Source organism: Sporolactobacillus sp. STSJ-5 (assembly GCF_024385605.1).
Taxonomy (GTDB): Bacteria; Bacillota; Bacilli; order Bacillales; family Sporolactobacillaceae; genus Sporolactobacillus.
The window spans coordinates 91,024-103,486 of the sequence record NZ_JANFOJ010000004.1; the positions used below are offsets into that span (position 1 = coordinate 91,024).

The 12,463-nt window shown below is 39.6% G+C and carries 9 protein-coding genes; 1 reads left to right on the forward strand and 8 read right to left on the reverse strand.

Features of this window, described 5'->3' with window-relative positions; all coding sequences use genetic code 11:
• Positions 1 to 76 precede the first annotated feature (76 nt).
• The gene (locus NOM01_RS05930) at positions 77 to 2,140 is read left to right on the forward strand and encodes a P-loop NTPase family protein (protein WP_255747233.1); all 2,064 of its coding nucleotides are present in this window, start codon (positions 77 to 79) and stop codon (positions 2,138 to 2,140) included.
• Between the two features lie 76 nt (positions 2,141 to 2,216).
• Here NOM01_RS05930 and NOM01_RS05935 read toward each other — a convergent pair whose 3' ends face one another.
• From NOM01_RS05935 to NOM01_RS05970, 8 genes are all read right to left on the reverse strand, one after another.
• Positions 2,217 to 2,471, reverse strand: a complete 255-nt coding sequence (locus tag NOM01_RS05935) for a hypothetical protein (protein WP_255747234.1) — start codon at positions 2,469 to 2,471, stop codon at positions 2,217 to 2,219.
• Positions 2,472 to 3,015: 544 nt separating this feature from the next.
• The gene (locus NOM01_RS05940) at positions 3,016 to 4,821 is read right to left on the reverse strand and encodes a glycoside hydrolase family 68 protein (RefSeq protein WP_255747236.1); all 1,806 of its coding nucleotides are present in this window, start codon (positions 4,819 to 4,821) and stop codon (positions 3,016 to 3,018) included.
• Between the two features lie 80 nt (positions 4,822 to 4,901).
• Entirely contained in the window at positions 4,902 to 5,891 is a 990-nt protein-coding gene (locus NOM01_RS05945; protein ID WP_255747238.1) for a glycosyltransferase family 2 protein, read from the reverse strand.
• A gap of 277 nt (positions 5,892 to 6,168) precedes the next feature.
• Positions 6,169 to 7,014: a dTDP-4-dehydrorhamnose reductase gene (gene rfbD, locus NOM01_RS05950; RefSeq protein ID WP_255747240.1), complete on the reverse strand. Its 846-nt coding sequence runs from the start codon at positions 7,012 to 7,014 to the stop codon at positions 6,169 to 6,171.
• Complete coding sequence (gene rfbB, locus NOM01_RS05955; protein ID WP_255747242.1) at positions 7,004 to 8,026, reverse strand: dTDP-glucose 4,6-dehydratase; 1,023 nt, start codon at positions 8,024 to 8,026, stop codon at positions 7,004 to 7,006. Before rfbB ends, rfbD begins: the two co-directional genes overlap by 11 nt.
• Positions 8,026 to 8,589, reverse strand: a complete 564-nt coding sequence (gene rfbC, locus NOM01_RS05960) for a dTDP-4-dehydrorhamnose 3,5-epimerase (RefSeq protein ID WP_255747408.1) — start codon at positions 8,587 to 8,589, stop codon at positions 8,026 to 8,028. Before rfbC ends, rfbB begins: the two co-directional genes overlap by 1 nt.
• 38 nt (positions 8,590 to 8,627) lie before the next feature.
• On the reverse strand, positions 8,628 to 9,494 hold the full coding sequence (gene rfbA / locus NOM01_RS05965) for a glucose-1-phosphate thymidylyltransferase RfbA (RefSeq protein WP_255747244.1): 867 nt from the start codon (positions 9,492 to 9,494) through the stop codon (positions 8,628 to 8,630).
• A gap of 145 nt (positions 9,495 to 9,639) precedes the next feature.
• Positions 9,640 to 12,405: an Ig-like domain-containing protein gene (locus NOM01_RS05970; RefSeq protein WP_255747245.1), complete on the reverse strand. Its 2,766-nt coding sequence runs from the start codon at positions 12,403 to 12,405 to the stop codon at positions 9,640 to 9,642.
• Positions 12,406 to 12,463: the final 58 nt, after the last annotated feature.

Genomic DNA, 12,463 nt, shown 5'->3' on the forward strand with positions numbered 1-12,463 from the left:
CTATTAATCTCGTATTATCAATTTTGTCTCATTATTTTGACCTAGTTAGAATGTTCTACTTGTGGGGTGACATACAGTGCTTGGCGAAGTTCTTAGAAACCAGATGAATCGATATCATCATTTTACAGGCAGGGAAAATGAATTAGCACAGTTTAAAACGTGGTTATGTGATTCCGAGGCACCCTTTCGTCTGTTCTACATCTCCGGTATCGGCGGCATCGGAAAGAGCTCCCTGCTTATGGAAATGGCACGGATGGCGATGGACGATCATGCGCGGGTGATTGCCCTCGATGGCAGCGCCTGTCTTAAAACACCGACCGGATTTATTGACTACCTCGCTGCCTCTTTTAAGCTTGCCTTTATGGATATGGGGGAAAATACAAACACAATTGAGGCTCTACGGCATGCTGCTCCCCAACATCGAATTCTTATTACCGTTGATCATTTTGAGCAGCTCAAGCTTGTGGAACGTCTTTTTATCAATGATTTTCTGCCTCACCTGCCCGGTGTCGGTGTCACGGCTATTCTCGCTTCACGACTGCCGTTATCAGAAGAATGGCGGATCCATCCTGATCTTGATCGAAAAATCGTTGAACTTGCTCTGCAGCCATTCACTTATCAGGAAACGGTCACTTATACAAAAGGATACGGAGCGATGAAACCGGAGCTGATACATAAAATCAATCAAATTTCCGGGGGACTCCCTCTGGCGCTCGCATTGCTTACGGATTCGTGGCTCAGGCATGAACAGCTATCGGATCAGGACTATCATTTGGCCTCACAAAAAATAAGTGCCAAGGTGCTGCGAGAACTCACAGATCCGGAGCTTCAACCGATGATCGACGTACTGACCATTCTGCAGTATGCCAATCAAGAAACGATCGCTCAGATTATCGGGCATCCTGTAACACGTGAGCATTATCTCTCGCTTCTAAAGCTGTCATTTACTCGACTGCTTCCGGAAGGTATTGCTATCCATGATATTGCTCGAGCGCATTTACTGAATGACCTGAGGCTGCGCGAACCCGAACGTTTGAAATCGCTCAGAGCGAAGACCGCCGAGCTCTTGTATACTCAGCTCAGTAAAGCTGATAAGGGAGAACGGCGTCCCATAGCTACTCAGCTGCTTAATTTATGTAAGGATGAGCTGCCACTTGATCGTTTATATGCCGATTTCTCGGGTGCAGCCAGTGCGTCACCGATTGAATATGCCTCTGCACAGGACCTTCCAGTGCTGTACAAGCTGCTTGATCTTTGGTGCTCTTACAGCGTGGATTCGTGGCAGAGTGCGCCTTACTACAAGCTAGTCGCCGAACTCATCAACGAAGCGCCTGAGAGCATTGCCGTTCTTCGAAATGATAGCGGTGAAGCGATTGGCATGTTCATAGCTGTCCTTGTCCATCAGCAGACCGGTCAAATTCTGAAAAAGTATTTTCCGGCAGAAATGTCCGAATGCTTCTCAGAGGAGGAATTGTCACGCAGCCTTGATCACGCAGACACCTACTATGCCGTGCTTGGTGCTGCGACCGATCAGCTGCAGAATTACTCTCAGCAGGAGCTCGTCGGTCTGCTCTCACTAGATCAATTGTCATTGCTTGGAGAAGACTCGCGCGCCATCCTGGTCGCAACCAATAGCCACCTCATCGGCTTCCTCCAGCAAATTGGATTCACCGTGCGACAGGCAAAATCAAAGGACTGCGATACCTCATGGGCGAAGGCATTTGTTCTTGAATTGGATTTAAGAAACAAACGGTTCGGAGACTGGGCAATCTCCTTTCTTCTAGAAGCGCCCAATGCTCTATCCGCACCTGTTGCTCATGCAGAACTGACGGAAGCTGTTGTCCGCAAAATGATCAAACTGCTGCGCACGCCCGCCGAGTTGCAAGCTTACCTGATCCATTTTGACACGATCACTACTGTGCAGGAATTACGTCAGCATTTAATCGACGTCATCTCCAATGACTCGTCGATTCTTTCTGACGAAGACCGCATGCTTTTTAAGACCGGAGTCCTGCGTTATCCGGATAATACAATTGCGGCAGCAGAAGCATGTCAGATGAGCCGTGCGACCTACTACCGCCATGTGCAGAAAGCAATCAGCCACCTCACCCATCTCCTGCATCAGGAAGCAAATAATTGAGCTTAATAAACAAGAAGGGTAGCTCATCTCTGATTGAGACGAGCTACCCTTCTTGTCCAGACATTAAACAATTCAATTATTCTCTAGTATCTTGCTGAATGAAATAAACAATCTCTCTTGAACGGCCGAAATGCGCTTTTTTAATAAAAAATGCGCGATAATTACCATTATCAAGACCTTCATTTCTCACTTTTTTCAACTTATTTTTTTCCGCAAATGCAGAAACCGCGCCAAGCACCCCATCTGCCTGAACCACATCAACCGGCGCTTCGTACGTGTTGGATACCGTTCGTTTTCCATCATATTCCAAATAAAATAAAAAGCGACCCATTCCCAATCCCCCTAAAATGATGCAAATATCATTTATAAGCTATGTGGCACCAACCTCACGTCTGCCCACAGCTCCCAATCGTTTCTCTATATTTTTAAATAAAACCGTAGACCCCTACTTAATAACCGTACACATACCAATGAGTAAAAGAAAACCTGTAATGTTTTCCAAATCACTCCCTCTGTTAAATTTCCATATCAACTTTAAATCGGTGTTTTAGAAAAAATGAATGAAGAAAACAGAAATGGCTTAAAGAGGCAAAACACTTCCGATGCAAATTAACCGTACACGATGAAATTCTTAAAACAATACCTTAATCATTTACAAATATTTTTGTAAAAATTGGATTTACATAAGTCTTTAGAATCATGTCCTATGAATCATCTATGATTATAGCATAAATTTATTTTTGTACACCCGTATTTTCTGCAATTTTATTAAAAAAATAGAAAATTCATCGATTTTTTGAACACAACAGCAAATTTGATGCAAAAAAATAACCGGGTTCGATGGAACACGGTTGTGAAGCAAACGTTCAAATTATTTAGTAGGATTGAAAATCATTGCTTCCCGTCGTCACTTGCCCTTGCTCCAGAATACTTTGCTGCTGAACCTGAGTCTGATCTCCATTCACAGTCAGTAAAAAGCTAGGTGCAAATGTTGAGTGCTGCGTTGAGGATATATTGCGGTTCGTCATATAGCTCGTTATTAACAAATTGTTCGATCCCGATGAAACAGGCATTCCATAATAAGCATACGTATAGGTTCGGCTGTTATAGCCTTCATTCCCAACAAGTACTAATCCGGTCTTATTAAGTGGCTTATAAGGACCAGTCAAATTATCGGAAACATAGCCAAGCATATAAGTGTTATCTGACGGAAAACCATCCACTCTCTGGTTATATCCTTTCGTAATTGTGAAAAGATACCATTTTCCATTTATCTTTACTACATTCGGTCTCTCAATTTCATCAGTCACAAGATTCGCAGTCACGAGTGGCTTCATTACTGACTTTAGACTATAATCTTCATTCAGCTCAATGATGCCAATCGCAGCATTCGCCTTGATTACGTTGTTGCGATCTGTCCGTGCCAAGAGACTGTTCTTGGATGAGTTGAAATAATCATCGTTGCCACCATAATAGGCCTTATTAAATAATGCGCGGTATTCTTGATAACCATTTGCAGTTCCGGTATTGCCTTCAAAAACGAGGTACTTACGGCCATTCTCTTCCACATAGTGTGGATCGCGAAGACAATGATTGTCTCCTGAATTGCTCATTCCTAAATTTGAAAATTGATTGAAGGTTTGATAAGTTTTCCCGTCACCATCAAATATAGATTTGTGATCTTCAATGTCACTAATCTTCAACCCTGTACTATCGCTATCTACATCAATCTTAGCAGTTGAAAGCACTTGTTCGTTACCGTAACCTCCAATTGAATGATGGTCCAAATTCCCAGTATAAAACAACCTTATCTTGTTCCCAATTTTATATGCGGATCCTGACCATTCTTGTGTAAGTTTTTTAAGCAACTCATCATTTGAATGCGACAAATCTTCATCTGCAAAGACTCTCCCAGCACTTTTCCAACTTTCCAGAGATGTCTCACCAACTTTTTGATAAAACATGTAAAGTTGGTTTGCTCCAGACATAGCAAACACGATATGGTATCCATTGTACTCTGCAACTGTCCCATCAGGGTTCTGTAATGGCCAACTATCCCATACGTCCCTATCAGAAGCTGAAGGAATATTTGCTATATTCTTCGCACTAAATTCAGGCACCTGAAAACGGTTGTCGTTCTCTTGACTTGGAATCTGTGAGTAGTCGTATCTTGTGATCTGCGTTGTTCCGTACGTACGGGTATAATCCACGTACTCGCTTGAGAGATTTCTTTTATAGATATAGCCTGCTGCCTTTCCATAAGTTACCTTGAACATCTTGGCAGATTGCGGACTCCTCGTCGTTACTTTACGGTCAACCGAAATCTTGAGTAATGGTTTCTTATCTGATTTGTTTGAGCTGTATATATACGACGTACGATTCGTGTATCTATTCAGTGTTTTCGGTTTTGAAGACAGCTTTGATCTATATACATACCCTTTTCTTCCTTGATAATTAACCTGATACATCTTGTATTTCGTTGCCGTTCTCGTAGACAACTTATTGTTAATCTCAATCTTCTTAGTCCTCTTTTTATGATACTTAGTATTAGTATAGAAATAAGCCGTTTTTGTTACATAATAATGACGTGTGTTCTGCTTTGCTTGTGTACCTAGTGGATAAGCAACATAAGCAACAAAAAAACAAAAAGTAAGTATTAAACTTGTTTTTAACTTTTTCAATGCCTTTAACTCCTAATCGTTCAACTATGCCATGTCTAAATCGGAAAGATTCACCATTAGATTTATCTATTTCTCACTGATCAAATATATTCTTTTATTGTATTTTTATTAGATTGTTCAAGTGTATTCTTCTCAATTGTATATCTAGGTCTATGTTTTGTCTCTTTAAAAATTTTCCCAACATATTCACCAATAATTCCTATGGCAATTAATTGCATTCCACCAACAATCCATATAGAAATCATAAGTGAGGTCCATCCACTTATTGTATGTTCTAACAGTTTTTCAATAAGCGAATAGCCCGCAATACCCATACCAAACAAAACCAAAAAAAATCCAAATGCTGTAACGAGCTTAATCGGCACAACACTAAATGATGTAATACCATCCAGTGCAAAAGATAACATCTTTTTCAGTGGGTACTTAGACTCTCCAGCAAAACGTTCTTTGCGGTTATAGTATACCTTGGTCTGTTTAAACCCTAGAAGCGGAACAATGCCTCGAATAAACAGATTTTCTTCCTGATACTTTACAAATTCACTTAATGCTCTTTTGCTAATTAGCCTAAAATCTGCATGATTAGGTACCAAGTTTACGCCGAGATTACTCATTATCTTATAAAACGCTAATGCGGTGTTTCTCTTAAAGGGGGTGTCTGTATCTCTTTTATCTCTCACACCGTAAACTATGTCATAGCCTTCATGATATTTGTCAATAAATTCTAGAATTGCATTAACATCATCTTGGAGGTCAGCATCTATTGACACCACGCAGTCAGAATAATTTTGCGAAGTCTCCAAACCTGCTATAAGTGCCCCTTGATGTCCAAAATTCCGGCTTAATTTTATCCCTTGAACATACGGATTTATTTCATGGTTCTCTTCGAGGATTCTCCATGTACTATCTTTACTGCCATCATCCACGAATAAAATACTACTATTTTGATCTATCTTATTTTTTTCAACCAATTCCTTCATAATCCTAGTAAGCTCTCTCGTCGTTTCATGCAGCACCTGTTCTTCATTATAACAAGGAACTACAATTGTTAGAACCGGTTCGCCAACAGACATTTTTATGCTCCTCAAATTATATTTATTTTATCTAAGATAAATTCCGAAATCATTAATGGGTTTAAGATGAATAAGCAATCCATTGTAGTATAAAGTGCATTGATTTCATTTTAAGGCTTTTCAATTACAATTAATAAACTTACTATTTATAACATAATACATTTACAGTGGACACCACGATGACTTCACAAAAAAGCCCTACCGCTACCATTTAGAAATATCAAGCAAAAACAGCGCACATTTATCAATATTTATGTACGCTGTTTCTACCTAATACTTAAAAAGTATTTAAAAACTCTTCTATAGCCCAATACCATGGTCTTACTGTTTTAAACCCATTCAAACTCAATGCCAAGTGCTCAAACTCCGAATTTTTCGGGCGCTTCGCCGGTCGTGGAAATTCTTCTGTTGTACATGGATTAACTGTGACATTTATTCCTTTAATCTCAAAAATTGCTTTAGCAAATTCGTACCATGTACAGCTACCAGAGTTCGATAAGTGATACACACCATATTTGTCCGTCTGAAAGAGTTCAATAATCTTTTCAGCCAGATCCTTTGTGTACGTTGGGCAGCCCCTTTGATCATTAACCACTTTAAGCTGATCATTAGTTTCGGCTAAGTTCAACATGGTCTTCACAAAGTTGCCGCCATATTGACCGTACACCCAGGATGTACGTGTAATGAAGAATTTCGAGTGAAAATCATGCACGAACTGCTCACCTGCATATTTGGATTGTCCATAAACCCCAAGCGGTGACGGAAAGTCAAATTCAGAATACGCGCTCTTTTTCTCGCCATTAAAGACGTAGTCTGTGCTCACATAAACTAGCTTTGCACCAATTTCTTCCGAGGCAAGCGCAACATTACGGGTACCGATTGCATTGACAAGAAAAGCTCCATCTCGGTCTGTCTCCGCCTGATCAACGGCAGTATAAGCAGCTGTGTGGCAGACAACGTCCGGTTTGATTTCGCCAAAGACTTGGCGAACCTGATCTAAGTCAGTAATGTCCAACTCTTGATGACCTAGGTTGTAGGTCTCGAATCCTTTTTCCTGAAGCATAAGAGTCAGTTCTGTGCCGAGCTGACCATGTCCGCCTGTAACTAGTACCTTATTTGACATAACTCTTTGCTCCGTACTGCTTCTTGTAGTAATCCATATATTCACCGGACTTGATCTTGCGCCACCAGTCTTCGTGATCTAGATACCACTGAATGGTTTCTTTAATACCAGAGTCGAAATTATACTGTGGTTTCCAGCCGAGTTCTGTTTCAATTTTTGTTGGATCAATCGCATAACGACGGTCATGTCCAAGACGGTCTGAAACGTGCTTGATCAGATCCCGTGATTTGCCCAGCGTATCAACAATCAGTTCAACGATGTCAATATTGCGTTTTTCATTATGTCCACCGACATTGTAAACTTCGCCCGGTTTGCCCTGATGAAGCACGAGATCGATTGCGGCACAGTGATCTTCGACGTACAGCCAATCGCGAATATTCTTGCCGTCACCATAAACCGGAAGTTCTTTACCTTCCAATGCATTCGTGACCACGAGCGGAATCAGTTTCTCCGGGAAATGATACGGACCATAGTTGTTAGAGCAGCGGGTAATGTTCACGTTCAAGCCGAAAGTCTCATAGTAAGCGCGAACCATTAAATCTGCAGACGCCTTGCTTGCGGAATAGGGACTGTTTGGTGCGAGTGGTGTCGTTTCCGTAAAGTAGCCGTCCGAACCGAGCGATCCATACACTTCATCTGTCGAGATCTGCAGGTATTTATGAATGTTTTTGCTCTTCGCCACATCAAGTAGAGTCTGTGTGCCCAATACATTGGACTTCACAAAAATGTCAGGTTCAGTAATGCTGCGGTCTACATGCGATTCTGCAGCAAAGTTCACGACCGTATCAATGTCAAATTGATCAATAACATATTCAACAAGCTCACGACTGCAGATATTACCACGAACAAAGTGGTAATTCGGATGGTCTTCAACATCTTTTAGGTTCTCTAGATTGCCTGCATAGGTCAACAAATCATAATTGACAATCGTATCTTCCGGATGGAACTTAATCATATGATGTATGAAGTTGCTGCCGATAAATCCAGCGCCGCCTGTTACGAGTAATTTCATTAGTCTTCAGCTCCAAATTCAAAGTTGATTTCCGCATCTTTCAATAGTGGATGGTTTTTGTCCTTCTCAGAAAGAATTGGATTGCTAACCGGCCAATCAATGCCAATTGCCGGATCATTCCACATAATCCCACGATCGTATTCTGGTGCGTAGTATTCATCAACCTTATATAAGACGTTGAAATTAGGAGTCAATGTACAAAAGCCATGGGCAAACCCCTTTGGAATGAGCAATTGTCGCTTATTGTATTCACTAAGAATAAATCCGCCCCATTTGCCAAAGGTTGGTGACCCTTTGCGAATGTCGACAACCACGTCAAAGATTGCTCCGGTAAGTGCACGAAGCAGCTTGGTCTGACATTTAGGATTCAATTGATAATGCAGTCCACGTACAATACCTGGTTCACTGGATAGTGATTGATTGTCTTGAATAAACTTTGTATGTATTCCGTTTTCAGCGAATTCTTCTGCATTGTAGCTTTCCATAAAATAGCCGCGATTATCACCAAACGCTTTGGGTTCGATGATCTTGACGCCCTTTAAGAAAGTATCTGTAACCTTTATCTTTGACACTGTTTCCACCCGCCTAAACTATTTTATAATTAATCTTCAATTAATCGAAGCAAATACTGACCATAGCCATTTTTCTTTAATGGTTGCGCCAATTCATACAGTTTTTCCGTATTAATATAGCCTTTTCGATATGCGATCTCTTCAAGGCAAGCCACCTTAAGGCTCTGACGCTTTTCAACCGTTTGTATAAACAGGGAAGCATCAAGCAACGATTCATGCGTGCCCGTATCCAACCAGGCAAATCCTCTGCCAAGCAGCTCAACACTCAGTTTCCCTTGTTTGAGGTATTCTTCATTCACGGAGGTGATTTCCAGTTCACCACGGTCAGAAGGCTTTATATTCTTGGCAATATCGACCACTTGATTATCATAGAAATAAAGTCCTGTAACCGCATAGGTTGACTTAGGTACCTTAGGCTTTTCTTCAATCGAGGTCGCCCTACCTGACTCATCAAAGGCAACAACACCAAAGCGTTCCGGATCCTTAACATTATAGCCAAATACGGTTGCCCCTGTTTTTTGTGCAGCGGCCTTTTCAAGAGTCTCAGTAAATCCATGACCATAGAATATATTATCTCCCAGAATTAATGCAACTTGATCATCGCCAATAAACTTCTCGCCAATAATAAAGGCTTGAGCTAGTCCATCCGGACTTGGCTGCACTTTATATTCCAAATGAATCCCCCAATCTGACCCATTTCCAAGTAATTCTTGAAAGCGTGGGGTATCCTTTGGCGTTGAAATGATGAGAATATCTCTGATACCAGTTAACATAAGGACTGATAAAGGGTAATAAATCATCGGTTTATCATAGATAGGCACTAATTGTTTAGATATCGAGCGAGTAATTGGATAGAGGCGAGTGCCACTTCCTCCAGCTAGAATGATACCTTTCATATGTGACGCACATCCCTAATAAATTATTGTTAGATCACAACTAGATTAATTATATCGATCAATTGATTAACAAGCAATTGCAGATATAAACGTAAACAGAACACTTCCCACAATCAAGCAATCATTCGTGAGCAAATGCTTCATGTTAAAAAGCAGTTGAATAGGAATAATCTATATCTACATCCCCACTGATTCCCGGAACACTACCTGAACTTGTATTTTGCCAAATATCAGCATCTCGGCCTAGGGTATCATTATATCTTGCAATCCATTTTAATACTCCCGGTCGAAGATTTGATTCAATTAACCGATCTTTCATATAATAATAATTTGTGTATATGCCTAAGTTGTGATAACCCGCGTTGTACAATTCATCCAGAAATGCATTTACATAACTTGTTAATTTAGTAGCATCACCATCTAACCACTTATATTCGACATCGACAAATAAGTAACCATTCACTGGAAGATTTCGCAGATTTTTTATAAACCATTGTGCTTCTTCACGCGCATCTGATTCAGAAACCCCACGAAACATATGGTACGCATGAGTTTGCAAACCAGCTGCATTAGCATTGTTGATGGTTGTTTGGAAAGTATTGTCAATCATGGCGCTTCCAGCCTCTGATCCCTCTGTTGCTTTAGCAATGACGAAGCTGACTCCGGAATTTCTCACAGCATTAAAATCAATTGATGGTTTATTATTGTCATATTGATAATGAGAAACATCAATCCCCTTTTTTAAAGCTCCATTTTCAAACTTACTTACGTATATTGTGATACTTTGGCTATCCGTATGACCATTAACTGCGATTTCTTTAACAGTTAAAGTATGTGCTCCAGCTGAGAGACTTGATGTATCAAGGTAATACTCATAACCAGAATTCCAAGTATTGTACATTGGATATACACTTTCCACGTCCCCACGTTGAAAGCCATATTTTGCCTCTCCCATACTAACACCATCAGCAATTACTTCTATTTTTGATATTGGACTTCCATCCAAGTACCAGCCACTAAGTTTCACGATCCCTTGAACAATCTGGTTTGTATTGGGTGTTTCAATTACTCCGATTGCTGGTGGGTTATTAATGTTTACTTCTGAAGAAATTTTACTTGTTTCTCCATTTTGTGATGTTTCAACAAAAGTAATTGAATGAATCCCATTCATATAGTGACTTGTATCCAATAAGTACTGAAATCCGGAATACTTATTTTTATATTCTGGATAAGCATTTAGGACATCATCCCGCTCAGCTCCATAAAATGCTTCTCCAGCATACCAGCCATCAATGTATGCTTCGATTTTTTTTATCCCGCTGCCAGTTAAATACCAACCCTTTAAAATAGTCGTACCCTGTATCTGTCCATCCTTCTGCGGTTCTTCTATATATCCTATCGAAGGTAGATTTTGTATTTTAATCGTTTTATTGATTGCACTGGTTCCACCATTGTTTGAGGTTTCTTTAAATGTGATTGTGTGTTCACCATTTGTATAGAGTTTTGTATTTAAAGTATATTGAAATCCAGAATTTTTATTTTCATATTCTCGAAACACATTGTTCACATCGGTACGTTCAATTCCGTACATAGCTTCACCAGCGTACCAACCATCCAGATAAGCTTCAATTTTTTTTACTCCACTTCCATCAAGATACCAGCCTTTAATATTCGCATTATCACTGATTTGTTCTTGATTTTGAGGCTTTTCAACATTCCCTATAGAGGGCAAATTTTGAATGTTTATATTCTTATTTACTTCAGTCGTTTGACCATTATTCGAATATTCTTTAAGAGTTAGAGTATGTTCACCATTCTTATATCGTCTGGTATTTATCGTATATTGAAATCCGGAATTTTCATTATCGTACTTATTGAATACATTTTGAACATCACTTCGTTTAATACCATAAAATGCTTCTCCAGCATACCAGCCATCAATAAAGGCTTCTATTTTCTGTACTCCACTTCCATCTAAGAACCAGCCTCTAATGTTATAATCAGAGCGAATACCTTCCTCATCTTTTGGTGTTTCCACATAACCCATAGCAGGTAAATTTTGAACATTAATTCTTTGGCTGATAATATTTGTATTACCATTTTTCCCAGTTTCAACTATTCTCAATGTATGAAATCCATTTTTGTATACTCTAGTATTTAGGGTATACTGAAATCCAGAATTGTTATTCTGATATTCAGGATAAATTTGTGCAACATCGATTCTCTGTAACCCTATATTGGCACTTCCGGCCCTGTTACCATCCACTTCTATATCCACTGAAGCAACCTCAGATGGATCAAGATACCAGCCTTGTAAATTGATATCTTTACTAACCACTTCTTCATTTATTGGCTTTTCAAGGTACCCCTTGACAGATCGATTTTGTGTCGACAGTGATCTATTTAGATCTATATTTGTATTGTCATTTGGGTCCTCATTCTGTTCATTACTCGTACTTGATTCCAAAGAGTTCTGTTTCTTAATTTCGTTATTAATAACTATATTTGTTTCTAATTGATCAACTTTTCCAGAAACAGTAAGTCCTTTTATCTCAAGACTGTGCAAACCATTTGTGAATTGTGTTGAGTCCAATTTATATTCGTATCCTGAATAACTATTGTTAAATTCAGGATGAATTTCTTTTATATCTTCTCTTTGTAACCCGTATGTAGCGTTTCCTACAACTGTCTTGTCAATTATTACTTCGATTTTGTTTATATCCTCTTGATCTAGAAGCCATCCGGTAATGTTAATGTCACCTGATACGTTTGCATTACTAACTGGATTTTCAATTTCACCAATTGAAGTTTTCGTTTCTTCCGAAGCTTTAGTATCATCGAATGCAAATACATGATTTGATATGAACAGACATCCAAAAAGAATTACTACGCTAAGATATAAACTCTTCACCATAACTGATCTATTAATTTTGTACACCCCCATTTTATTCATTTAGAAGATTTATACG